This is a genomic window from Cytophaga sp. (assembly GCF_051961495.1).
Taxonomy (GTDB): domain Bacteria; phylum Bacteroidota; class Bacteroidia; order Cytophagales; family Cytophagaceae; genus Cytophaga.
The window spans coordinates 1-26871 of the sequence record NZ_JBQCDF010000010.1 but is presented as its reverse complement, the minus strand read 5'-3'; the positions used below and the strand labels follow the sequence as shown (position 1 = coordinate 26871).

Sequence of the window (26871 nt, the reverse complement as noted above, 5' to 3'; positions counted from 1 at the left end):
GTTGATGCCGTCCTGGTAATGGTTTTCACGCGCGGTGGTTTTTACAAACACCGGCAGGCTGTTATTGACATACGCAAAAAAATCATACTCCATGAATGTGGTCGGGTGTTCCAGCGTATCCCCATGCTGCGGCACATCGCTTACTTTGCCCATCACGGCTGTTTTATTTACAAAGCCCAGCGGGGTAAAGGCCAGCTGCACGCGGTTGCCGTTGGGCTCGGTTACCTGTTTGGCCTGCATCACCCGGTAATCGTATGCGGCAGCGGTAACCATGCCCGCGGGATCGGTAACCGTGAGCGGTAACAGTTTATAATCATCGTAGGTGATGGTGGCGGTATTGCCCAGTGCATCCTGCATCTGCAGCACCAGTCCCTTCGCGGTAGCCGGACTTACCTGGAAATCAAATTTGCTGCGCTGTGCGCCGGCATAGTAACCGGCAACATGCACGCCATCGCTGCCGTCGTAATACACATAGCCGGCATTGGCAGGAAGTGCCGTGCGGAAGGCCGCCGGGTAATCGCTTGTCCAGACCGGCGAGCCGCTCTGTAATATATAAGGCGGCAGGTTGCTGCCGTAAATGCTGTTTAATAACGCCTGATCAAAGACCAGGCTTTCGGCCCGTACGGGTACGCCGTAATCACCGATCTGTCCGTAAGGCAAGCCAGTAAAGGCCGTGCCGTCGTAGTATGTCAGGCCAAACGCTAAAAGTTTAAGGCTTAAAGCTGTTTCGCTGTTGAGTTCGCTGAGTATAAAATCCTTCAGCTCAAACACAGAGGTATCTCCGTTGTTCAGTGCTTCATAGCTGGATGCTGAAACAGCCCTGCCGATCAGATAATGTGTACTGTCATCTTTATGTACAACCGTACTTGTTCCGCAAGTCGCTAAATACGGACTTCCCGGAGGCTGGTTTTTTAACAAAGGATTTTTCCCCCTTGGTACTGCGATGCCGATCTGTACTAAGGCTGTTCCATACGCATCGTAATTTTCAGAGAAAGAAAACGTGGTCAAAGGTTCTTCCCCGCGTTCCCACTGTGAGCTGCGCGAAGCCACACCAAAGGCAAAGAAGATATAACCACTGCCTTGCTTGTTGTTCTCATCCGGACCGTAAATGGCAACAGCCGCACCTGGCGCGGTGCCTTTCTGCCTTTCCTGCATAGGCACATACACAGACTCCGTCCGCACCCCCTGCAGGTTTTCGGATACGGTGTAGGGCCGGTTCTGGCGGGCGGTGCCGTCCAGGGCGTAAAGCTCACTGCGTAAAGAGCTGCCGCGCAGCGTGCGGTAGGCATCACGTCTGGCCCGCCTTGGCAGTTGCTGGATCATGGTGATCATTTCCTTTGGCCGCTGCAGCATGGGTTTATCACTGTTCCAGTATTCAGCCTCATAACCAACTTCCTTCCAGTCGCCATGCTCATCGCCAATGGGCCCTAAATGAAACCAGGAAATACTTTCCGTCGGCGAAGCGTAATGCACCTGCTGCACTTTATTAAAATCAATGGTGTTGTTTCCGCTACTTTGTACTCCGTACTCCGTACTCTGTACATTATAACGATCAAACCCTTCCGTGTCCCGCTGGTGTACCCGACCAAAGCCGCGGAACTCGCGCTCGCCGCCATCCCAGTAACCATGATGGTAGCTGTATTCAGTCACAAGCTTGCCGTTGGAAAGGGCATCGATCACTTCCACACGGCTCACCACCTGCACCGGGAAAGGCAGGGTGGTGAGCCAGGGCGTACGTTTGCCGTTTGGTAAGGTACCGATCTCTGTGGGATCGGTTACGCCACCCGCCCGCGGCGGCAGGTCGCGCAGGTAGTAATACGTGGAAGGTTTATATTGCACACGTGTAATGGCGCCCATGTTGTTATTCATCTCCTGCAATACATAGGGTTTGATGCCCTGCGTGAAGTCCAGGAAGTACATGCGTTCCCGGCCGGGATTAACGGTATAGTCATAGCTCCATAATATGCCGGCCACCCCGTTGCCCAGCATGTCGGCCAGGCGCACGGCCCGCATGTCGCGCAGGGGCGGTGTACCCTGAATCACTACGGGCGCGCTCCAGCTGTCGCCGCCCTGGTTCATCCACAGCGTGATCCTGTTGTTCTCTACATAGATCAGGTCACTCAGGCCGTCGCCGTCCACATCACCGATCAGCAGCTGTTCAGCGTTGAAGCGGTAGGGCAGGCGCGGCGAATGTTTCATGTGTATGCGCCTGCCCCAGTTCCCATAACCCAGATTGGGCCAGTAATCAATGCGGCCGTCGTAGATCAGTACAATGTCCTGCATGCCGTCGCCGCTCATGTCGGCGGTGCGCACATGCGGATCGGCAAAGGATACGTTGGGAAAACCGTTGAGCTGTTTCTTTTCAACGGTCTTTGTTTTATAAAATCCCTGCACCGGATCATTGAAGAAACATTCAAAGCGGCTGCCGTTGCGCAGCACATCGGTGATCCCGTCTCCGTCCAGGTCCAGCAGCTTTACTTCGGGATCCGACAGAGAGAAGGAGGGAATGTATTTATACGGCTGGAAAGAACGGCTGCTCCACAGGCCGTTCTGCTGCAGCGGATAATAACCGGCATGTCCGCTGCGGTTCACAAACAGGTCAAGCTTGCCGTCGCCATTGGCATCGATGAGCTGTACGGTTGGATCAGCCAGGTCTGTAGCGGCAGGCGCAAACGGCATGTTCTGCGGACGGTCAAAGGTGCCATTGCCCAGGTTGCGCCAGTAGCGGGCCACACCCAGGTTGGTATTGAGCTGGAAAAGATCGGGCATACCGCTGCCAAACAGATCGGCCAGTTCGTATTCCCCGTCTGCAAGGGAAGAAGCGGGCAGGTCGCTGCCGTTGATGGGCGCGAAGTTGCGGTCTGCCGGATTGAAGACGGTATAACCGAACTCCAGCGGCGGCATGGATTCGGAAGCATCACCGTCATGTCCCTCCACACGCACCTGGCTGAGCATGCTGCTGTTGTTGAGCGGCAATGCCGAGGCAGGCAATTCGTTTGCGGCTACCCGCACATCCAGGTAAACGAAGTGATAGGTTTTGGTTAATAGGGTTGTATCATCGGGGTGCGTATAGGTTTGGATCTGCGTACATCTTCTGGTGATGCGCATTTCAAAGCCCTGCTTGTAAAAGGAGAAAGGATCGGGGCGTTCCTCGTATACAAAGGAAACACTGCACAGGAATTTTACCGCGTCACCGTCTGTATAATCAGCATAGCGGATGCGTGTCAGGTAAACCATGTCGCTGTTGTGTTCGGCATCCTGTACCTGCACACGTTCGTAATCGTAGAGGATCACATTTCCGAATACGTCAATGGTTTTGCTGAGATACCACTGGAAGACTTTGGTCTTGTAATCCGGATCGGCGCATGTGGCCGGGTCGTTGTATGCCGCGGGTGTATTGGCAGCGCCGGGTGTGCCGTAGTAACTGCGCAGTCCGTCCTTGCTCCACACTTCCCAGTAATCATTATGAGCATCTTTGAAGCGGTAGATGCGCGCAAAGAGTCCTTCCGTACGCGGACGGTAACGCTGCGCGCCCGCGGGAGCAGCTGCATCCGCAACAGGGATCAGGTCCTCAGCGCCCGACAGGATGAATACATCCTTCGCATCGTCGTACAAAGGAATACCTTTGGAAGTCTTGCGGCTCACGCCGGGTACTGACAAGTTCCAGCCCAGCCCGAACGGACTGCCGCCGTTGCCGGTACTGTAGCCAACGGAAAGCTGCGGCTGCAGCCCGTTGCGCCCGGGTGGCGAAGCAACAGGTACTGAAAAATTACCCGTGCCGGTAAACAGGTCCGGAGAAAATTTTTCACCCATGCCTGTAATAGCACCGCCCCCCGTTGGAGTACTGATCACATTGCCGCCTACACCTGTTTTATTATCCATGCTTTTGAAAATTATGAATTATAAATTATGAATTATAAATTATGAATGATGAATTATGAATTAGAGATGCATAACTTCCCTCGCGCCAGTCTTCCTTGCTGGCGCAAGCATTCGCTTGTGCCTTTTACCCGCTTCCCCGCTCTTCGGAATTTGCATTCGCCGCGGCGAACCAAAGCCAGATAAACAGGATTTATAATCCTGTATTTGATAAACAATCCATTCATAATTCATAATTATCCACTCCGTTCCATACATTAATCAACCGGATAGCCTGTGTCTGCGTAAGCGGCAGCACACCTGCCTGCAGGAGTACATTCAGTTCGCCGGGCACATCCGGTATAAGATTGCTGTTTTCGTCCAGTGTTACCATCGTAAATTCACCTTTCAGGACCGCGTGTTTTTCTGTATCTGATACCGCATCATTCTCCCAGTCCGGAGAGAAGATGGTATCACCGTATCTGTTTTGGAACAGTTCGCTTACCTCGCGGAATGTTGGTGTGTAGGAAACAATATCCGGTTGATCATCCGTACCGTTGTTGACATGATAATCATATGCATGCACAGGCACGGTCGTATCCCACAATGCTTTCGGAACCAGGATATACATATTGTTTGTAACCATAAGTTTATTTCAGTAGTGTCAGTAATCAGTAATATCCATTCTCAATCTCCCTCGCTCTCCCTCGCGCCAGTCTTTGACTGGTGCGTATCATTTCGCAGTCTTTGACTGCACTCTTTGCTAATGCAAGCTCTTTGCTAACGCAAGTATTCGCTTGTGTCTTTTTCATCAGCTCTTCGGAATTTGTAATTCAATGTTGTTTAGTTAAGGAGCTGCGTATTTTGATTGTTCTAAAACCGTTGGCTAAACCAAACGGCAATGAAAGTTGTGCAAAGGATTATATGAATGTTGGCTCGGCTTTCATTGCCGTCCCATTTATAGGACGGTTTCAGTATCATTAAGGTAATTTGAATTCGATAAACTAATTCTTAACTAAACGACATTGAATCTCCCTCGCGCCAGTCTTTGACTGGTGTGTATCATTTCGCAGTCTTTGACTGCACTCTTTGCTAATGCAAGCTCTTTGCTAACGCAAGCATTCGCTTGTGCCTTTCACCCGCTTCCACGTTCTTCATAATTTGCATTCGCCGCGGCGAACCGAAGCCAGACAAACAGGATTTGTAATCCTGTATTGGATAAACAATCAATTCATAATTCATAATTTATAATTCATAATTAACTATAATGTTCCTTCCCGAATGCATACAGGTGTTTCTGTTCTTCTGCACTCAATACTTTGCGGTGCAGCGTTACTCCGGCAAGCTGTCCCTTGAACTGGCTTGTGCCACCGTACGAACGTATTCCCAATCGTGGGTTTAAATTTGTATTCATGGCTGCCGAAGCAAGATTGTCCTGCTGCGAATAGGTTACTTCACTGCCGTCCAGGTAAATCTTCATTTTATCATCACGGTCTACGGTGCAGACAATAAAATGCCAGTTGATATCCGTCAGGGAAGTTGATGCAGAAGATTTAAGTGCATTCAGCGTTGCCTGTAAGTGGTAATTATTATCCAGATAAAACGCGAAGCCTGAAGTTGAAGAAGTCTGCATGCTTATTAATATCTGTGTGGCCCCGTTGGCTATGCGCGCGAAGCGTACCCAGGCAGTAAAGGAAAAATCTTCTGTTGCAGCATTGAAATCAACCCCGGCACAGAAACTGCTTTCACTATATGTTTTCATATCAAAATTTGCTCCGTGGCGGGTAACCGTATTGGTAAGAGGGAAACCAAGGATATCTGTTCCCGGTACGGCTGGATCGGCTATTAAAAAAAGCTCTTTATTTGCTGATCCGGTAAGCATCAGGTTATTGTTTCCACTCAGGTCAGACCAGCGGAACATGCCTTCGTTATACCAGGATCCTTTTAATACATTGTTGTTGTATAATTGTATGTTATCGATCAGGCCTTCAAAAGCGGTTGTTGAAGCAGAGGTGTCGCCCACATACATAAACGCACTGGTGTCTGAAGTATATGTGCCGGCTGGTGTTGACACGGTCGTAAGTACTACCGTGGTTCCGTTCACTTTGATAACAGGTACGTTTGCCGCTGATGAAGAATTATATTCCACAGTAATGGACGACAGCTGTTTTAACGGAACCTCGGTATTCGTAGTCACCCATTCTCCGTTTGCGGAAGAGAAAAGCACAATGAACCGGAGTTTTACCTTGCCCGCGCTCTCTCCCTCACAACGCAGCAGCCAGGATGTTTTGGTCATAATGGTTCCCTGGTCGCTTTCTCCGTCGCTGTATGGTATTACCTCTACATGCAGCTTTCCGCCGTTGTTCCAGATATTGCCGACACTGTTCGTGTTACTGTTGCGTACAATCGCATCTACTGTAAAGAAGATCTTCTGGCTGTATGCCATCAGGGAAGGCTGTGGAATATCTTTCTGTTGGGTGAGCGCTGTAACACCGTATAAGACACTGTCATTTCTGTTTCCTGAATAATCAAACGCATAATAGCCATAACTTTCGGCCATCCACCAGTGTCCAACCAGGTCAGCAGCTGCAAGGTTGGTATTGTTTCGCTGCCAGGCAGGCTTTTCCGGATACTGAAAATCAAACAATACGTCAGCGCTGTCCAGCGCTTTGTTCCAGAGCTGTACATCGCACAATCCACCGGAAAGATAAGCGCTGTTGTTTCCAAGCTTGCCGATAAAAAGATTGACGGCGGCGTTGTTAACACTTCCTCCTCCGGAGCCGGATACACTCAGGCTGCCGTCAACATAAACAGCTTTGGTACTTCCGTTATAGGTACATACTACGCGGTGCCAGATTTCATCATCCACCGTAGCGGTCGTTTCGGTGAGCGTGGAAACGCTTGCTCCGGATACCGTAACAAAATTCAGTTTGCCGCTGCTGTCTTTGTAGACCTGGAAGGCGCGGTTACTGCCGTTATCATCTCTGGATACAAGCACATTTCCGTTTACAGCAAATTTTATCCAGAAGCAGATGCTGAAGGCTGAACTTACCTGCAATACAACAGGGTTGCCGCAATCCATGTACGTGCTGACACCATCAAACTGAAATGCTTTGCCGGAATACAGGATTCCATGAATATTTCTGTGTTGGCCTTCGTCCTGGAAACGGGCAGGAGTAACTTCCCATAATTCGATTTCTGACACTTCAGCATAATCACTTGCAGCAATAGAAAATTCAATAAAAGCAGTGCTGTTGGCACGGAGAATGCCGTCAAAAAAAACAGCATTGCCCGTGTTGGCACCCAAGGCTGTAAAATTCGTTCCATTCCCTAAACATACCTGCAGATTAATTCCTGCGCGCCATCTGAAACGCAGCCGGTAATAAGCACCTTTCGTGACAATTGAATTTAAATTGCGAAGGATACGTGCTGCTGCGCCTGCTACAAGGCGCTGAGCCCGGCCGGCGAAACCATTCCCGGTGACAATGCTTGGCGTGCCGCCGCCGATCAGCCAGAAATCTCCGAGTCCGTCACCATTGGAATCCACCCAGGCGAAAGCATTCGGTACAATAATGTAACGTTGTGCCGGAACACCTTTTCTGTAATCGCATTTCAGCGACAGTTCCAGTTGTTGAGTATGTGCAGGATCAAATGAAAACATTTTAATAATTAATAATTAATAATTATGAATTATGAATGATGAATGATGATCCGCCGTGGCGGAATGAATTATGACCACCTGACCTCGTGCCAGTCTTTGACTGGCGTGTATCATTTCTCCTTCCTCGCGCCAGTCTTTGACTGGTGTGTATGATTTGGCAGTCTTTGACTGCATGTAAGAGAGCCATCATCCATCATTTTACTTTATACAGGATTCCCTTTACCGCACCGCTAACTGAAGTTATAGGACGGAATACAGTTCATGTTTGTACCGTCGCAGAAGAATGTCAGGATATCATATGCCGCTGCAGCACTGCTGAGTATAGGTACCACACCGCCGGCAAATTTATAGCTGGTGCCGTAGGCGAGGGTGCGGCTGCCTGTTCCGTCCTGTATTACTTTCAGCATATAAATACCGGCTGCTATATTCGTGGGATTGGCAAGCGTACGGTTGCCGCCCAGGGTAACCGTCGCGAGCCCGCCGGCGCTCAGGTTCCAGGCAATAGATGAACCGTCTGTAAGCGTCTGTAGCGTATCCGCGCTCACATGCTGCAGCGAATCGATCAGGTCCCCGAAGTTGGATTCCGTCGGCTGGTCTCCGGTCTCGAAATAACTTTTTAATACTGTTTTACTCTGTACTGACATAAGATATAATTTATCATTCTTGATTCACATCCGCGCTCCATAATGAATGAGCGCTCAGGACTGTAACATCCACCTCCCTCGCGCCAGTCTTCGGCTGCATTATGCCATGGTTGGTGTTTAGCCCGCCGGCATTTTGTATGATGCATCCATAATCACCCGGGCGTCACCAACCATTTGTAATATTCTTTCCCCGCCAGTCTTCGACTGCATTTCAGAGAATTCATTCTGCCACGGCGGATCATCATTCATCATTCATAATTTATAATTCATAATTCATAATTACCTACACCCACTTCGCTGTTTCTCCTTTGTAATAAATCACAAACAGCATATCTGAAACATCTTCGCTGCGGATCTTCGCCAGCACTTTCTGCGGCAGGTTCAGCTGCCAGCTTCCGGCAACAGGTCTGGAGATCATGGCTGCCCACGAAGCCGCGTTGCCTGAGGAAGTACTGATGATATTGCCGTCTGCGATTACTTCCTTGCCGCTCACATTGCCGGAGTTGTCTGAAGGGATCAGGGTAAGTATGACATCTTCGCCTTCAACCGACAGGTTCTGTTTGGCGGTACCATCTGGGAAGTACAGCGTGATGCCGGCGATCTGCAGATTTTGCAGGTTGGCCGGGAAATCGGTCTGCAGGGTGTCGAATGCTACCGTCATGCTGCCGGTAGTACTGTCTGTATTGTTCAGGTCATACCACTGGTCGGCGAACTGGTTTTTGAAACTGTACGGACGAGCCGCTTCGTAACTGTTGTTCAGCTTTTCAATGATGGTGTTACGGTATACCTGATTCTCCAGCGCAGTATATTCAATGGTGAACAGGATATCGGCAATGCTGTTGAAATCAAAGAAGTTCGCGGCTTTCGGCAGGGAGAAGTTCCAGAAAGTATCTACCCCGATGCTTTCAAACGGATTCAGCTTGAGCGACTGCTGTGTAAGCTCAAACATACCCGTCGCGTTCTGTGCGGATGTCAGCGCGATCCGCTCGGGATCCCTGCGCACGGGCACCCGCTGGAAGGTATTGTCAACAACGGTGTAGGATATACCCGGATTGATCAGCGTGGCCTTAATGCCATCAACAGGCGGTACCAGCGCAATGATGGATACCCGGATGCGTTTCACCAGGCGCAGGTAATGGCCCGGAAAATCACGGTCAAACATTTCCATCGGTGTCTGGAAAGTGATCGTACCGTTCTCGCGGAAATGCTGGAAGGCTACGGGATCCAGCGTTGCCAGGGAAATGTTTTTGGTGAGTTCGAGTTTGCGTACGTCTGTATCAAAGGCGAACTGATCCAGGCGTGTTACATCCTGCAGCAGGCGTGCCGATGCGGTGAGGCCGCGGCGGTCAGGTCCGCTGCCGCTGCCGGCTACCGATACAACGGCATCAGACGGCGCTTCCCAGTAGTCGTTCTGGATGATGGACGGGATCTGCAGCTGGCGTTCGAAACGCAGCTGGCTGGCAGCAGTCAGGGCAGAGGAAGTGGCCTGCTGCAGAATATAGCTGTATACTTTTTCCAGTACCTTGCTCATCCATTCATACAGCTCGGCATTGGTGAATTTGTTGGAGAGGAAGTCGAGCGTGGCCTGGGCATTGTTGTTCTGCAGCACGGCGATCTGTCTTTCCTGGTCTACCACGTTCTTCTGGTCGGTCGCAATCTTGATCTGCTGGTCGCTGATTTTCAGATCCGCATTGGTCAGGTCCTGCTGGTATTCCCATTCCTGGCGGCGGCGCTCGTAAGAGGCAAGCTGATTGAGATATTGACTGGTTGCAGTTAATGCATCAGCCAGAAATCCGCTGATGTTGCCTGCACTGAAATAAGAACTTAATGTTGACGCTGCAGAAGCTAGTAGAAAATTTGCGGTTATAGCTGTTGACATATTCAATGCCGCACGTTCAAGATCGCTCAGACTGTTCCCTTGCAACAAACCGTTATAATAATCACTGGAGATCATGACCCGGTCTTTCTGAAGTTCTGCCAGCGTAATGCTGCTGTAAGCCTCTTTCAGGCGCAGGTCCTGTAGCTTGATGTTGGACTGCGATACTTTTAAATCCTGGCGGGCACGTAATAAACTATAGTTTTCCGCGTCGGTTTTTTCATACATGGAGAGCAGCGCGGCTTCGATCTGCTGCGCCAGCTGCACCTGTTCCTTGGCGCGCTGGATCAGCACATCAAAGCGGTATGGCGAAGGACGGAAAGTGCCGCCGGCATTTAGGGTAGTAACCTGTCCGCCGGCCGTTGCCACCGGCAGGCCGGAAAACTGGTCGGTCGGTGCCGCGTATGGCGCCAGCTCCCGCACGATCCCTGCAATGTTCATGCAGTTGCGCAGCTTGTATAAATTGATCTCTGCTTCCAGTACCATACTGTTCAGTATCGGGTTGGGCGGCACGCAGAATTCCAGGTTCGGGGACGGCAGGTATAGAGCGGCCATGCCGAAATAATCATTCACCGCCTTGATCGGGTTGCGCACAATACTCAGTGTCAGGATCTGCTCGTTCGACGGGGCTACATAGTTGTAGAAGGCTTTATCACGCATGCCGTTCCGCACCGGATAATTCTCAAGCACCTTGCTGGCATAATCATTCGGATAAGGCGTATCCGTTACATTCTTAGGCTCGGCAGAAAACCATTTCAGGTAAAAGTCGGTTCTGGATAAGGTGGCTTCCGGCAGGGCCGTAACAAGCGAGGTTGTCTGCAGGTAACTTTCTGCCAGCTTGTAGGCCGTGTCTTCCGCGAGCTTGCCGATGTTGCCGTTCCGCAGGATCCGCAGCATGGCATCGCGGCTGGTGATGCGGTCTGTCGCGATCAGGGTGCCGATATCTGTAAACAGTTCCGGATTTTCAAGCGCGTCGTCGGTAATGTCCCGGCAATAGGCCATTTTATCCGGTAGAGGATCACTGCCTGCGATCTTGGCTTCTATCAGGCTTACGGTATTATCCAGCACATCCTTGTCGGATATTTTATAGAGATCTGTAATAATGCCCAGCCATACCGGTTTCCAGTCATACCAGCTTGCATCATCCGGTTCATAATCATACAGGTCCTTGATCACACTCTGGCAATCGGCTTCTTCTGAAACCAATTGTTCTTCCGATAAAAGCTCCATGGCTTCTTCGTAGAGCAGGCGTGCCTTTGGTACGCTTTCCGCATCATCCTTGCTGAATTCGCTGTTGGCAAAATCCAGCAGGCAGCGTGCAATGGAGATCACGGTGTAGCGGGTATAGCTGTTCTGCCGGTTCTCAGCAACCGCATGCGGATTGATCGGATCGTTCAGCCAGTTCTGGATGCGTTTGATATCACTTACAAAAGACTCTTCCGCGATCAGGCCGAACCAGATTTTACGCGGATGTAAATTATAACTGGTACCGTTTGCTGAAACACTGTAATCATAAACCAGCCTGAACCAGTCGAGGGCCTGTGTATAATAGCCTTTGTTCTGCAGGGAAAGCGCGGCAAGCATTGGTACAAAATAATACGCTTCGGCGATGTAATCCGAGCCCGAACGTTTCAGGTTCTGGTTGCCTGTATAAGCGGTCTCCACAGAAACCTTGTAGTTTGCGACCGCCTGCGGATCGCCGGGATGTACAGAGAATGGCCCGCTGGTATTTGGTGTCAGGCGCTGCTCGGAATTTTTTACGATGGAAATTTGCTGTGTATTGGAATCGCGTTCAATACCTGAAACATAGATTCCGCTTTTGTTTCCTGCCTGCTGGTACAATGCAAAAGTTTGTCCGGATGAATTGGCATATACATGCAGATTGATCAATCCCGAGATCAATTTATTATTGTTTGGAACGAATTGGCTTTTATCATCAAATGCGCTGTAATGCACTTCACTGCTTAATCCGATCAATGTTTTAATCGGTGATACTCCTGATTGGGCCTGCGGTCCGTAGAGTATATAGAATTTATCGTTTGATAAAATTCCATCACCATCAGGCCAGATAAAGCTGTTGAAGTAATTCAGAAAATATTTATCCTGTATCCGTTGACTTCCTGCTTTAGGCGTAAGTGTTATAGATGTGTCATAAGACTCTGATATGCCAGTAATCAGATAGCGTAAATCCTGTGTATTTGTTGGAGTTATTGTTATTACCCGCTGCGTATATACTAGTGTTTCATTGATAAACGCATGAAGTATGTAAATATTCGCTATTGCAATACTATTAAAGTTTGTGTTTGTGGATACGACCAGTTCAGAGCCTTTTTTATTCAGTTCATATACGCGGACTTTAGGCCCGCGTTTTACAGCAATATAGACAACAGGAACCTTAGTCGCTTCATTGGCTTTATTCAGTACAATGGCCCGCAGTACATCATCAAAACCATCTTCTGAAGGTACGTCAATCTCCGTGATGTCTTCATCCCAAGTGTTCGTATCCAGGTTCAGGCGTGCATAAGCGATTTTTGTCTGGCCGTCTGTTTCTGTTTTTGCAAACACCAGCAGCACGTTCTGTTTGTCGCTTTGCGCCCAGGGCGTAGCGCCGAGGAAACTTACAACATTGACATTGTCGTACGCGCTTACCGGGGTCCAGTAGCTATGCGCGTAATCATCTGTACGGTCCTTGTCAATGGTCGACCAGTAGAGGCGGCCTGTCTTGGAACCCGTGGCAAATACATGCTGCAGGTTTTTATAGGCGGTCAGCTGTTCTGCGCCGCAGCCGTAACCTTTGTAACTGGCGGTACTTCCGGAGCAGGATGCCACCAGCGTCAGGTTGCACACATCTTCATAGTAAGTGAAATAATCGTGCACGGCCTTGCATACGGAGTCGGGCGTGAGTCGGTTATCATCGCGCAATGTTCCGGCAAATGCCCTGAAACCGGCGCTTTGCTGGGCGCGGTAGGTAGGGTACAGCAGGTTTTCCGGATATAAGGTTACAAACATCGCAGAGCGCCAGTTGCTGTAGGATCCCATCCAGATCCATTCTTCATCAAAGCGGTCCGAGACAATACGCATGTTCAGCCCGGGATACGTATCCTGCAGAATACCGTTGCGGATGGAGAAGAAGATGCCCTGTAAGGTTTCTATGGCCTGGGAGATCCGTGTCACTTTCTGGCAGCAGTTGTTTTCCGCATCAATCAGTAAACGGTCGGAGATCGCTTTCGCTTTTTCACTCAGTGTATCACCGGCCACATCCGTGGCCAGTACCAGGGCATCCCGCAGGTCTTTGATATACGTTTCTTCTGTATCATGCACAATATCCATCATTGTATCATAGATCGCCTTTTCCTGGTCTGTACGTCCCTGCAGAATGCTTTGCCAGTTGCTTACAGCATTGTCCGGCATACGTCTGCGTACAATATGCTGCTGATCTTCGGTAAAGAATGTCTGGTTGCTGTAGGCCGAGCGTATAAAGAAATCCGGTGTCAGGAATACGCCTGCAGCAATTTCTTCTTCAAACCAGGTGCTGAATTGCCGCTCCTTGTTTGCCTGGACAAGGATGGAATATACTTCGCTCCATTCCTCTTCCAGGATTCCATCCGGATCTGTATCTGCCAGGCTGCGGATGTTTAACAGGAAGTCCAGCATTTCCTGGTCAATGTTCAACTGATCCAGTTTGTCTGCAATGGTATTGCCGGCAAGGCCTTCTTCCTGCAAAGAGATTAACAAAGGAGATCCGGCAGCAGTCAGGTGTGTAAGAATAATGAAATCAAATCCGGCCAGGGGGGGTGTATGCAGTTCTCTATCATCTTTTATGGCGGTAAACAACGCGCTTACTTCGTCATACCTGTTGTTCCACAGTGTAATGGCTGGTGTACCGGTGTCAAGGGATTTAATATAATCCGGACGAACGATATCCGGATCAATGGCCGGACTGCGCATGATGAGCTGCAGGCTCTGGCTCCATACACTGCGGTCACCTGCATCAGCGCGCCATATCGGAAGCTGGGCCTTCCGCACCTGCCAGTAGATGAGTGTACCTTCTTCCGTTTTCCACGTTGCATAAGAAACGCGTAATTTATAGGAAGTAGTCAGCAGGGCATACATGGTTGTCCATTCATCGGTACTTACGGCGCCGGGGTTGCCCAGTATGTTTTTGGCACGGATTGCCATGAGTGCCCGGAAATCATCCGCGCTCATGTACAGCACGGTATTGATGTAAGCCTCGGCATAAGCAGCTTCCGTAGGATCAGTCAGGTTGTTCAGACTGTTCAGTACATCATCCAGCGTGTAAAAAGTTTTGTCCGGTGCATGGGTATAGGTATAAGGCAGATAATCTTCACCCCAGCTATACGTAAAGGCTTCGTCCAGACTTATGTTTTCGCGGCGGGATTGAATGTCATTTGAAATTGTTTCGAGTTCATCGGTGCGGTCATACCACAGGCCGATTGCTGTTGCGCCAATGGTTGGTTCGGCCAGTTCTTTCACACCTACCAGTTCCGGATCTATAAACGGAACTGTTTCAGAAACAGGAATCGGCCAGGTGCCCGGAACAGGCTCTGCCAGGCTCTTCCAGAAGTCTCTGGAATTTAAACGGATGTTTAAGGCGCCCAGCTTCTCTTCTGTGATCCAGTCGGCGAAGAATGTGATCTTGCGCGCCTGTGTCAGGATAGAATAGATTTCTGCCAGTTCACTGTCTGTGGCCGAACGCAGAATCGTTGCCGTGATGGTGAACGGGGTATTGGAAGCTGTTGCCTGCAGTACAAGCGGTTGTGTAAAGGAGGGGAAATCATTGAGCACATCAACGGTAGTCCAGCCGCCTGAAGTTGCCGCGTGAATCTGCGTACCCAGGGCTTTGGCAACATCTGTTGCCGTGTCATCAGCATCTGCAATATGCGTGATCGCGTCGCCACCGTTGATGGATAACGTAAATACATCTCCACGTTTAACTTCGGCGAATGTAAGCGATGTAACCTGTTTTACATCTGTAACGGGTGCTGTTTCAGTAACAATGCTGATGCCTTTTTCATCATTGGTTCTGGTAGCCTGATACAATTCAAACAGGCGGAAGAAAGAAGCAACGGTAAGCTTCAGATCATCGGTAATGGTTGCCAGTGCTGCATCATAGGCAGCTGAAGAACCCGACTTTAACGCCAGGTACAGCCCCTGCATGGTTTCATAAGTCGGCACGCTTGCCCAGGCAGCGTGAGAGATGATGGTCGTATCAAAGCGTGTATAGGATACGCTGTCATCCATAATTGAGAGGATGTCCTCTATGTAAATACCTTCGCCGGAAAAAGATGTTAGCTGCGCATCGGTCCAGGCACGGCGGTTCTTCCATACCGTAAATGTATCATTACCGTCGGCCGGCTCCCTGAAATCATCCGGACCGATGATGTCGGGTTCTATAACCGGTAGGGTATGTTCATAATACGGAGTGGAGGCAATGTCACTTGTTCTCCAGAGGTTGCGCTGGTTCTGCAGCCTCCAGCTGGTTGCCATCGGAACCAGTGAAATATAAATGGTATTGTTATTTGTATTGCTTGTCAGTATAAGTTCGCCGCTAAGATCACTTTCATTGGCTGCCTCTATCAGGTAGCGGCCGGTGTCAACTTCCGCGGCAATACCCACCAGCTCACTTTCTTCCCGGTTGCTGTTCTTATAAATGTTTACTTCATTGGTAAGCGAATCTATTTTAAGGTAAACAAATCCTTCCCTGTCTGTATTTTTATTCCATGAAAATCCGCTCAGAGCCCAGCGGGTAATCTGATTGCCGCTGTCATTCAGCTTAAGACCGGTACACATACAATCCCTTGTTGTGTCGATTAAACCGAATACTTTCTCCAGATATGCCTCGGTCAGATTTATTGATTTCAGGTCAATGAATAAAACCGTGAACGGATCATAGGCATCCGGGCCGGGAGCTGTATATGGAATGTTCAGACGTTTTGCCAGTTTGGCCTTACGTTCACTGCTATCAGGTCCTACACGTACATCGCGTAATTCTTCATATGATGTGCCGAATCCCTGCAACAGGTAACGGTAAGCATGTACCACGTATTCCTTTTCGGATTTGGCAAGTGCCGCTGCCTGTTCGCTTGTTGGTATATGAAGCGGATCCTTGATGTATCTGCGCAGAATTTCAACAACCACCCGCTGCTGGCAGATCAGATTTTCCTCTGCGTCACAATAGTGCGGCAGCTCTTTGAAGTTCTGGTAAAACCTGGATTCCAGAAAGGTGAATGTATCGGAAACACCGGTATACTTTATATTGGTGAGCGTATAGTTCAACAGGTCTGTCAGGTAAGCCAGCGGACTCACAGCTGCATCACAGTCATCGCAGATACATTGTTCTTCCAGCACGGCATTCAGGTCAGGAATTTTTCCTATGGGCGAAGGGATGTTCATGGCAGCGCGGTGCCCGGTAATAAGCGATTGCAGCAGACTTCCGTATACTTTGGATACCGCATGGATTTTCATCGCGTTAAAGCCTCCGGCCTGTACATCACTCATCTGCATGAAACGGTTCACCGCGTCGGTCCGGTTCATGTTATTCAGGTCCTGCAGGCTGTAAATGCCGGCATTAATAAGATTCTGATTGACTTTGATATCATATGAAATCGTATTCAGATCAGCGTGCGCATCCAGTGCAATCACTGCTGGGTCGTCTTGTGCAACAGGCAGTCCTGTCATGTATTTTAAACCGCCTTGTTCACGGATCTGTTTTAAATTGACAATTCCGTACGTGCTTAGGAAAGTTGCCAGCGCCGGCGGGATAGACAGACCCGTTTCGGAAACAACAGCGGCAATGGTTGTATAGGCAGGCGTTGCCGGGGCATCATTGTAATAAATGACGTTGACAGTATTTGATCCGTTCTGTACGCTGAAATACGCGCTGGTCAGTACGGTTTGATGATCTTTCAGGTCTATCCGCAGGTAGGTGTATTCACGGAATGGTTTTTTAATGGAGTATCCGATTGAAAAGAATCCGTTTGCCTGCGTGGTTTCTGTACCCAGAAATTTCGGAACCCCAAGATCCATTTCGGTAGCTTCAACGGTATAGCCGCCTACATAGCCATTGGCGCCGGAGAGCTGTCCGGGAAATATATAATTCAGGTGTTCGGTGTCTGCATAGGTCTTTACATACCCCAGGTATTCTGCCGCATAAGCAAAATAAAACGGATCGCCTGACGGGAGCGATAACAATTCTTTCTTGAGACTGATTACTTCCAGTTTAAAGGGCGTGTTATACGCATTGCCGGTTACAATCAGATAACTTCCCCCGTTGGAAGCGGTAACTTTCGACCATTCTCCCGCGGCTCCGTTAATGGCAGTCATTAAACCGCTTATAATATCGGCTGCTGTGCCGGCTGTTGTTGTATAGGTAAGTGTTGACACTTCATTCAGCAGGATCATATAACTGTCTCCGGCAACGATGGTTCCTACCGGTGTTAAATGATCGATCTGCGGCTGACTGCTTCCGGGCTGCTGCGCTGTCGCTACAGGATCACAGCTCTCTGTTACAATCTCCCGGATGGAAACATTTGTGAATCTTGAAATGGAAAATTCAAGGTAGGTATCGCTGCCGGCAGTGAAGGTAAAGGATTGCACACCTGTATTTGAAGCCGTGTAAATAACCGTGCTGCCGTTCAGGATAGTATCACCGGTACTTGCTGTGATACTAAGTATATCAATGGAGATACGGTATGTGGATCCCGGATTGATAAAATACCAGGTGCGCAAATGCTGATCCGGACCGCTGTCACCGTTCAGGCCGGTTACAGGATCGCCGCCTGAATTGTACCAGCCGCCGGAAGAAACGGAGAAGTCTCCGTTGTACATGAGTTCCGGGCCGGTATTGTTACCCGTACATAAGCGGTTGTCATCAATACCCGTGGAAGCGGGAATGGAAAGGATCTCTTTGAAATCTCCGGAAAGTATACCGCGCGTTTTCAACCGCTCAAGGAATGAACGGATACCGTTTTGTAAAGGAGCACGATAAGAAGCAGCAATGAACTGAGCTTCCTTGCCTGCAGCAGGGTTCTGATTCAGTACCTGTGTACAGTGACTGCGCAGGTCCCGGATCAGATAATCCGCGAATACACGTGGGTTCTGGTAGTACTTGATATAGCGTGCAAAAAAATCAGCCAGCTGCTCATTCCTGATGGTTGTTATGATCTCAAAACGCCTGTCATAATTGGGATGCTGTATGAAGTATGGCTGGTCATACAGAAAATTACTGAAGTCGATAACATGCAATTGCTCTTCATTCTGATATTGAATTTCTGTATTGATCCAGACACCGCTCATCTGATTCGCCTTAACGATCATGAATCTGCTGAAACCATATAAAAGGTTCTGTTTTGAATCCGGATACGTGTCCAGGTGCGTGAGAATAACGGTGTATCCGCTGCTGACGAAAGACGCATAACTCATGGTGGTGCGTAAAATTTTCGTCATTTGAAATACAGCGGCCTGCATGTCTGCAGGGAACAGGGATGCATAATCCTGCCATTTCCGTTCCTCGTAGCTTGTACTTACCCAGGTGCTTCTGCCATGCAGAAATTTTGCAAACTCTACATACACCGCGTGCCCTGAAGAAGGGGGGGAGAAGCTGTTCAGATAAGGAGAAATAACTTCCGGCGATAAAGAAAAAAGCTGTTCTACGTAAATAAACCCTTTATCAGTTTGATATAAATCGTTGACTTCACTGATGGTATTCTGTTGATCAGAATCAAAGTAATACTTATAATCATTCCATGAAATAATAGCCATAATGAAATTGGATAGAAAGATGGTAACTAGATTGAAATTAATGTGGGGTCAAAATTTTTGTATGCAGTACCTTGTCCAAAGCCCTGCAGGTTTACTTTTGTAATGTTCCGTTGTTCGTTCAGGTGGATTTGATTAGAATTGGTTATGATGGAATAGCTGAGCAGTGTATTCTGCAGCATGATGGGATTGGTTATTTTTGAATAAATGATTTTCCTGTCCGGTCCGGTATGTTCATCTATATAATTCAGACGGTTATTATCTGTGTGTAATACCAAAACACTTCTGTCTGATTTATAAAGCCGGAGCATCTGCGTACTTTCTTCCCAATCTCCTTTGATCCAGTTTCCTTCCTCAATGGAAGAAGGTGTAGGTATGCTGTAATGATTTTCCACCAGTGTACCCATTTCAAATTTTTTGTCTTTAAAAAGAAAAAGTACCAATGTTTTGTCACCATTATAGGCCAGGTAAAAGCGGTCCAGGTTTTTGCTGAAGTATTCATTGGATGTACGCTGTTTATCATCATGCGGAATGCTGTTGAGGAACTGAGTCTGCATGATATGACTTTCCTTGCGGCCATGCCTGCTCAGACGGTCATACAGATCTGTGTCCTCATGTCCATAGCTTTCCATGGATTCATCATAGCCGCCTATATCAAAAAAATCCTGCCGCCACATACATACCCTGCCATAGGCATCTTTATATTCCAGGTATTCTTCATTGAATGCGCTTACAAGAAAAATAGTTTCATCCTGTACAAAGCATTGGTTGATATAAGCGGCAAAGTCCGGTCCTGTAAAATTGTCGGCATCCAGGTTACAGACGATATCACCGGCAGTGCATTGAAAAGCCATGTTGCGTGAATGGCTGCGATGGAAGTATTGGGGAACTGTAGTTTTATAATATTTCAGAATGCCCGATGCTATGTATACAGACATTTCGCTTTGTACCCATGCTTCCAGTCCATCGGTAGAGTTGTAATCAAGCAGAATAAATTCTACATCCGGATAGGAGAGATTATCCCGGATATTTTTGGGTAAGGTCAACTGAATATGATGCAACCTGTTCATGCAAACAGTTGCAAAACTTATCCGGTGTGTTTTCATCCGATCCATAGCGCGTCCAAAAGAAATAACTGATAAAAAACATAGCTGAAGAGGTGTTGGTTGATTGGTTTAAAAGTTCAATCACAAAAAAAGCCGGATTGAAAATGAAAACAGAAATGAACAAACAATCTCAATCGGGATATAAGGGCATTGCAAAATATATTATATCCGTCTGCTCAAATATATTTATTATAATATTATGTAAAAATTATAATGAATATATTTTCAGAAAAAACGTGCATTGGATAGTTATATTGTAAATTTTTAAAAATAAACCGGCTTATTTTTTCGAAGTTTGTAAATGTATTGATAATCAAATTTTTGCTTTTGAATTCAAACGCATTTTACTAAATGGATTTGTATTTAATCAGGATGGGCAGGGTAAAATTTATTTGAATTATTCAATAAGTTAAATCTGTTTGACTGAATATGGATAACAGAGGCGGTTAAATGATAATTATCATTTATAATTTAAAATTTTAATTGTATGAATGGTTTCTATCCCGCCAGCCATAACCGGTACACGATTCACCATCTGCTGTCCGCTGTTTACTGGCAACCTACAAACCCCATTACACGGCCTGTTTCCAGCGGATATGTTTTAAAACCGATCTGCTGGTGGTAACGGATTCCAAGTATTGATACCAGTGCGCTATCCTTATGCAATGCCGGCATATTGAAAGCTGGCGCCGGCAACGATATATCTGATAACTCATCTGCAGTGAGCGGGATTAATGCTGAAGAGACAGTTTGCATGTAATGCTGGTGCAGTTCATCCATGCGTTTATATGTTTTGGAATGTACATCATATTCAAAGCCCGGTTGAAGAACTGCAATATAAATCAGCTCTACATGTGTGGCGCCGGGTTCCCGGAATACATCCGTTGCGGGATTAAAGCCAGGCAGTGACAGCGTGGCGGCGGTACGTGCTGCATTTACAGTGATTACAGGCTTCTGGCGCAGTATGCTGTCCAGATGCAATTTCGGATTGAATGGAATAGCCAGCAGCGCTTCCGTGTGTTCCAGAGGCCTGAAAATCCGTTGTCCGCGCAGTCCATCCGCTGCAGAAATCATATCCCGGTATTTGCCCTGCAGCCTGCCGGTGAAATTGCTGTCAATAAATCCCCGCGCAATGGAAAGGATGGATTGCCGGAGAACCTTTGCCGCCGCTACTGCGCCGCCAAACTCCGACATGTTTTCACGCGTGCGTACATAGTTTTTCCCGCGCAGGATTTTCTTTTTATCCGCGCCGCCTTTCTGTCTTACAACCCGCTTCCCGTTAACCGTGTACACGGTAATATCTCCCAAAGTGCCCTCTAAATCAATAATTCCTTTTAATATAGCCATAGTCTGATTGAAATTTTTCGTGAAAGTATGTTTCTGCCACATCAATCAAAAAAGTAAACATGGGAAAAAGCAACCAATGGATAATTTAGTAACAAAGGTTAGTGAATGGCTTATCAGAAGTTAATAAAAACCGAAGCTTAAGGTAATTTTTTCCATGGTTGTCCCACCTTTGTCCCACCTCTTTCCCACCTCTGTCCCACCTTTGATTCATCTTTGTCACATACACAAAGTCATGGGAAAGTATAGAGAAAGGCAGGCATCAGTTAAATGGACGCTTATTTAATTGATGATACCAATGATTTTAAAGAAGAGTGGGAATGAGAGCCATAAAAAAAAGAGTGATGTTATCATCACTCTTTTTTTATGGCTGGTATTGCTACTGACTATGAATTCATAACTCATAACTCATAATATAATTATTACTGATTCATTCCGCCGCGGCGGATCATATCTTCACAAGCCTGCCGATCCATTTCTTTTGTCCGGATTCTACAGCGACCAGGTAAAAGCCCGCCGGTGCATTTGCCGGTAATGAAAGCGGGATATTATTTTCACCTGCAGCCAGGGTAATAGTTATGTTGGATAACAGCCTGCCGCTGGCATCTGTTATTTTTACCACGGCATTGGAAGCTTCGTTTGCATCTATCAATAAGGATGCGTCACCATTATTGGGATTCGGGAAGACAAGCAATGATTGCGCCGCTGTATTTTTAGGTAAAACGGAAGTGGCAAGTCTTGTTCCATTGGAATAATATACCGGCCAGGTAGAATAATTGTAGAGCTGAACTTCATCTCCTGCCGGGTCAGGAGAAATTTTATCAGCAGCCAGGTCTACCCGCCAGATTGTTTTCCGGGTTGTTGTAGTACCCATATCATATACATAGGCAAGTGTATGATCGGTACGGTTAAAGTTCGGATAACTTAAAACATTACTATAAGTAATAGGACTTACGTTATTGGTTTCTGTATTGCAGCCAACTACATATAATTCATTTGCGGCTTCGTCTATATAATCAAAGGCAATGATGGAACGTGAGTTCTTGGCAAAGGTCGGGTTGCCTACACTTACATCTGCAGGCAGGGACGGGAATAGTTTGGTAATAGTACCATCACCAAAGTCATTTGCTGTGGTGTCCCACACCTGGATGAAATTAATGTCCCAGTAAGCAATATTGCTGCCGTTTATATTTTCAAATTCATTGTAACAATCAAATACCAGCTGGTCTCCGGTCGCGTTCCATTCCAGGGCATCTGCATAGATCGGTCCGCCTGATTTTATACCATCTGAAAACGTAGGGCTGTATAACTGATAAGCAACCCAGAATTCAGTTACAAAGTCATACACATAAATGGTTGTATCCTGATCAATGGTAGTTGCCGCTAAGCGTTTACCATCGCGGCTGATCGCGACATTGTTCCAGATTTTATGCGATTCAAAGAGTTGTTCAGAAATACTGCCGGGTGTAAGCGTAACTGTTTTGATCTGATTCACACTATTGACAAAATAAGCCCTGCTGCCATCATCTGTTACACTGGGCCTGTTTGTTACAGTCGTATTGCTGATCGTAGTATTGCCGGAATTCTTCAGGTTTAAGCGGAATAATTTCTGAGAAGTAGCCGGATTTAAGTTATAGCCCAGCAGCAGATCCTGCCCATTGTTCACGATTACGTCGTCGGTTGTAGGAGTAATAGGAGTGCCGCTGCCATCGGTAATTTCAACCATGTCAAAGGCATTGCCTGTTGCGGTAGCTTCTGCAGAAGTGTTGCCGAAGATGTCTTTTGCAGCCTGAATGCAGGCAATACGCAGGTCTATGAATTGAGAAGAACGCACCAGGTATGTGGTTAATGCTCTGTAAAATATTTTTTCGGCGGAAGTACGTTTGGTTGCTTGCGCAAGCAGGTAGAATGCATAATTAGGGATGCCACTGTTGATGTGCACACCACCATTGTCACCGCTTCCCTGGTATTTTTCAGATAAGACCCGTGGCTGCCAGCCCGGAGAACTTAAGTCTGTACCGCCGTTGTGCGGGTCAGACAGATCCCGTAACGCGCCTGTAGGATAGTTGCCTGGCTTTACCACATCTTCGCCGATTTTCCAATCCAGGGAATCAATCATACATCCGAAGATGTCAGCCATGGATTCGTTAATGGCGCCTGACTCTCCGCTGTAAGCAAGGTTAGCCGTGTTTTGTATCACGCCATGGGTTAATTCATGTCCCCCAACATCGAGCGCACCGGCAAGCGGCTTGAACAATGTATTGCCATTGCCATAATAAATAGCCTTGCCGTTCCAGAACGCATTGTCCATTGCTGAACCATTGTCCGGATCCGCAACATTTATGAATGAGATAATTGTACTCCCGCTTCCGTTGATCGAGTTCCGGTTGTGTACCTTGAAATAATAATCATACGCTTTACCGGCAATGTAGTGTGCAGAAATGGTTGTCGGGTTAAAGGTGTTGGTAGAAGATTTAATGGAAGAAAACGAAGTTGAACTTCCCCAGGTGTTTTTCAGATCCAATGTCTGGATCGCCCCCACCGGATTGTCGGGCATGGAAGAAGTGCTCAGGTCAAACATGCTTCTGCTGCCATCAACGGCATAGTAAGAGGTGCCGATCTGGTAGGTATTGATGGTTTGCTGCGTACCATTCAGGTCGGTTCCCGTAGATGTTCTTGGCCCATCAACATGGCATGTTTTTGAATAGGATGCCAGTATATTGCCTGTATTGGCATCTATGACATACTCCATCCAATCCACAAAGTTGGGACGGATCTCTACAATGTAAGCCGGTACACAGGTCTGTACTACTTTATTGTCGATATAATAAACCGCTCTTGCTTCAGGGCCGGAATATTCAAGAAAAAATTTTTCTGCATCAGACAAATCATATACCTGTTTATCTCCACTCAGATCAGTCAATGCTTTCTGCACAGCTGTCTGCTGAGGAACAGGAAAGGATGTACTTTTGATGGTAGCCGGATCAATGTATAAACCATTCCATGAGGTTAATACGCCATCCTGATTAATATGGATGATACTTTCACTGCCATCAATTTCCAGAGAATGATAATACTGTTTTAAACGGAGTATTTTTCCACCTAATGGGTCAACACATGTCTGGTCGATGCGGAACATTTTTTCTGCACTTGATAATCCCAGCAGAGCATTTAATTGCTGTAGATAAGATTCGTCCGGTTGTCCGCCCGCATAAGCTACCCGCGAATTAGTATTGAATGTTGCCTTGGCCAGGACAAAAATAGGCTGGCCGGTTTGTTGGGAGCGATAAATAATGTTTCGTGCCTTTGATGGAAATAACAGATCGTTTTTAGTTACACGTGCCAGGCCTGGCATCAGGCTATGTGCATCTGGTGCAACAGTTTTTTTAACATTACTTCCATTAATAGTGGCGTTTATTGCAGGCTTGATCCCTGAATAAGAACTTTTTTCTTTTTCCTCCATCAGGCTTTGCGCAGAGGATAAAAATACCGTAGCCAACGTGAATAACACTGTACAGGTGACCTGCTTCATACAATTAGTTTTTGTAGCTTCGTTGATAATTTAATGATTTGTTTAGGGGCTGGTTTTGATAAACTTCCCCATACAATCTTTTTTGTGTATTGGGCTGTTTTCAAATAAAGATATTGATACCTGTTCCCGGGTTCGTTAAACTGAAAGTCCGGACTTATCTGTTTCTGCGCCGCTTTGAAGAAACGTTTCGCTTTGGATTTTTTTATCTTTTTCAGGAATGAAACTGTTACTTCATTATCAAGTGTACGTATTGCAGTATATATGTTGCCGGAATAGGTGAGCATATGCCCCTGTGCCTGGCCCGTAATGCCGCCGCCTGAACCGAATTCAATGTAATGATCAAGCGTATCGATTTTGACTTTATTGCTTTGGGCGGAAGTATTGAGGGTAGATAACCATAACAATGTCAGGGCAACAAAAAGCGGTTTTACAGGGAATGATATTTTCATAATTGTACCAGATGGGTAAATGTATTTTCTGAATCAAAATCTATTGTATGGGGTTTTTCTTTGAATAAGCCAAATATACTCGAACCGGACCCACTCATGGAAGCATAAACTGCGCCATGTGTGTACAGTGATTCCTTAATTTTTCCCAATACCGTGTGTTTTTTGAAGATACTTGTTTCGAAATCATTTACCAGCAAATGTTTCCATTCGGTTATGGGTTTTACGAGTATTTCTTTGAGAGGTTGGCGGTTATTCTGGGGAATAACGCCTTCATAGGCTTCTTTAGTAGAAATGTGGATGGGTGGGTAAATCAAATAAAGCCAATATCCGGCCAGATTTACAATATCCGGGTCTGAAAACCGGTCTCCTTTTTCAAATGCCAGGATGGATTTGTTCTGAATGAAAAAAGGACAATCGCTGCCGATTGGACGTACGACGTCCTCAAGTTGTTCCGGGGAAAGGTTCAGGCTAAACCGGTCATTTAAAAGTTTTGCCGTATAGGCAGCATCGGAAGAGCCTCCGCCGAGCCCTGCTCCGGTGGGAATTTTTTTATGTAAATGTATATGTACAGCCGGGATATTATGAATCTTTTTCAGGGCTTCGTACGTCTTAATACATAAGTTGCCACTTGAAGTACCGGGGATCGGATTCCCGCTGCTCGTAAATGTTAAGGATCCTGAAGGTATGACTTCCAGGATATCTGTTAAGGGTATTGGATAAAAGCAGGTTTCAATGGAGTGGAAACCATCTGTACGTTTGTTTAAAATGTAGAGACCAAGATTAATCTTGGCGTTTGGAAATGCAATCATGTAAATTGTACCCGGTATTTGGCATTAAAATTACTATTATTCAAACATATAATTGTTAACTATTGGTTAATGTTTTACAGGACACACATGAAGCCTTTTTTTGATAAAGGTTGTACAATAATCGGTTTGTTGATCATATCTCCAGTATTGCTACTGATTTGTATGATAAACTTGATGTTGTACAAAAAGGTTTTTTTTATCCAGGAACGTTCCGGTTATAAAATGCAATCTTTTAAAATGATCAAATTCCAGACGATGCGTGATGAGCAGGCGGGGATTCAGCAAACGGATATGCAGCGTATGACTGGTTTTGGAAAAATATTGCGGCTTACTTCTCTGGACGAGTTGCCTCAACTCTTCAATATATTAAAAGGGGAGATGAGCATTGTTGGTCCGCGGCCTTTGTTGTTAAACTATGCCGGGCATTATTCAGATGAACAGAAGCAACGTTTTGAAGTCATACCTGGGATTACGGGATGGGCACAGGTGAATGGCCGGAATAAAATTAACTGGAAGCAACGATTCGTTTTGGATAACTTTTATGTTCAAAACATCTCATTTGGATTGGATATTCTTATTTTAGTGAAAACCTTTTTTCAGATACTGAAAATACATGAAGTGCATGCTTCAAAAGATTTTACAATGAAACCTTTTAAAAATTAATCGTTATGCTTTTATATGGTGCCAGTGGCCACGCGAGGGTTGTCAAAGATTGTATTATCTCATCCGGCGGTGAGGTAAAATCAATATTTGATGACAATCCGGATGTTATTCAGTTAGACAATGTACGTGTGGTAGGATATTATGATCCTGC

The 26871-nt window shown here is 46.9% G+C and carries 12 protein-coding genes; 2 read left to right on the top strand and 10 right to left on the bottom strand.

The genetic code is table 11. The features are described from left to right. The 10 genes from ACTHJT_RS00765 to ispE form a co-directional block, all read right to left on the bottom strand. On the bottom strand, positions 1-3882 hold a 3882-nt coding region (locus tag ACTHJT_RS00765), incomplete at its 3' end, for a SpvB/TcaC N-terminal domain-containing protein (protein WP_440235662.1). Between the two features lie 220 nt (positions 3883-4102). Then, the gene (locus ACTHJT_RS00760) at positions 4103-4489 is read right to left on the bottom strand and encodes a hypothetical protein (protein ID WP_440235660.1); all 387 of its coding nucleotides are present in this window, start codon (positions 4487-4489) and stop codon (positions 4103-4105) included. Between the two features lie 627 nt (positions 4490-5116). Beyond that, positions 5117-7519 (bottom strand): LamG domain-containing protein, encoded by a 2403-nt coding sequence (locus tag ACTHJT_RS00755; protein ID WP_440235659.1) that lies wholly within the window; start codon positions 7517-7519, stop codon positions 5117-5119. A 230-nt stretch (positions 7520-7749) separates the two neighbouring features. After that, positions 7750-8163, bottom strand: coding sequence for a hypothetical protein (locus ACTHJT_RS00750; protein WP_440235658.1), 414 nt, complete (start codon positions 8161-8163; stop codon positions 7750-7752). Between the two features lie 283 nt (positions 8164-8446). Continuing rightward, positions 8447-18820, bottom strand: coding sequence for a neuraminidase-like domain-containing protein (locus ACTHJT_RS00745; RefSeq protein ID WP_440235657.1), 10374 nt, complete (start codon positions 18818-18820; stop codon positions 8447-8449). Positions 18821-18846: 26 nt separating this feature from the next. After that, positions 18847-19887, bottom strand: a complete 1041-nt coding sequence (locus ACTHJT_RS00740) for a glycosyltransferase (protein WP_440235656.1) — start codon at positions 19885-19887, stop codon at positions 18847-18849. Between the two features lie 585 nt (positions 19888-20472). Further along, positions 20473-21270 carry a hypothetical protein gene (locus ACTHJT_RS00735; RefSeq protein ID WP_440235654.1) on the bottom strand — a complete coding sequence of 266 codons (798 nt, stop codon included), beginning with the start codon at positions 21268-21270 and terminating at the stop codon, positions 20473-20475. A gap of 445 nt (positions 21271-21715) precedes the next feature. After that, positions 21716-24799, bottom strand: coding sequence for a M4 family metallopeptidase (locus ACTHJT_RS00730; protein ID WP_440235653.1), 3084 nt, complete (start codon positions 24797-24799; stop codon positions 21716-21718). Further along, positions 24796-25248 carry a hypothetical protein gene (locus ACTHJT_RS00725; RefSeq protein WP_440235652.1) on the bottom strand — a complete coding sequence of 151 codons (453 nt, stop codon included), beginning with the start codon at positions 25246-25248 and terminating at the stop codon, positions 24796-24798. The genes ACTHJT_RS00730 and ACTHJT_RS00725 overlap by 4 nt, the downstream gene beginning before the upstream one ends. After that, on the bottom strand, positions 25245-26057 hold the full coding sequence (gene ispE / locus ACTHJT_RS00720) for a 4-(cytidine 5'-diphospho)-2-C-methyl-D-erythritol kinase (RefSeq protein ID WP_440235651.1): 813 nt from the start codon (positions 26055-26057) through the stop codon (positions 25245-25247). Before ispE ends, ACTHJT_RS00725 begins: the two co-directional genes overlap by 4 nt. A 69-nt stretch (positions 26058-26126) precedes the next feature. Here ispE and ACTHJT_RS00715 point away from each other — a divergent pair, with 69 nt between their 5' ends. Continuing rightward, positions 26127-26720 (top strand): sugar transferase, encoded by a 594-nt coding sequence (locus tag ACTHJT_RS00715; protein WP_440235650.1) that lies wholly within the window; start codon positions 26127-26129, stop codon positions 26718-26720. A gap of 5 nt (positions 26721-26725) precedes the next feature. Continuing rightward, a partial coding sequence (locus ACTHJT_RS00710; RefSeq protein WP_440235663.1) for a PglD-related sugar-binding protein occupies positions 26726-26871 on the top strand: 146 nt, incomplete at its 3' end.

Bases quoted from the DNA above. Each gene is read 5' to 3' on its own strand.
- ACTHJT_RS00755 (WP_440235659.1), bottom strand. From the start codon at position 7,519: ATGTTTTCATTTGATCCTGCACATACTCAACAACTGGAACTGTCGCTG.
- ACTHJT_RS00735 (WP_440235654.1), bottom strand. From the start codon at position 21,270: ATGGCTATATTAAAAGGAATTATTGATTTAGAGGGCACTTTGGGAGAT.
- ispE (WP_440235651.1), bottom strand. From the start codon at position 26,057: ATGATTGCATTTCCAAACGCCAAGATTAATCTTGGTCTCTACATTTTA.
- ACTHJT_RS00760 (WP_440235660.1), bottom strand. From the start codon at position 4,489: ATGTATATCCTGGTTCCGAAAGCATTGTGGGATACGACCGTGCCTGTG.
- ACTHJT_RS00745 (WP_440235657.1), bottom strand. From the start codon at position 18,820: ATGGCTATTATTTCATGGAATGATTATAAGTATTACTTTGATTCTGAT.
- ACTHJT_RS00750 (WP_440235658.1), bottom strand. From the start codon at position 8,163: ATGTCAGTACAGAGTAAAACAGTATTAAAAAGTTATTTCGAGACCGGA.
- ACTHJT_RS00725 (WP_440235652.1), bottom strand. From the start codon at position 25,248: ATGAAAATATCATTCCCTGTAAAACCGCTTTTTGTTGCCCTGACATTG.
- ACTHJT_RS00740 (WP_440235656.1), bottom strand. From the start codon at position 19,887: ATGAACAGGTTGCATCATATTCAGTTGACCTTACCCAAAAATATCCGG.
- ACTHJT_RS00730 (WP_440235653.1), bottom strand. From the start codon at position 24,799: ATGAAGCAGGTCACCTGTACAGTGTTATTCACGTTGGCTACGGTATTT.
- ACTHJT_RS00715 (WP_440235650.1), top strand. From the start codon at position 26,127: ATGTTTTACAGGACACACATGAAGCCTTTTTTTGATAAAGGTTGTACA.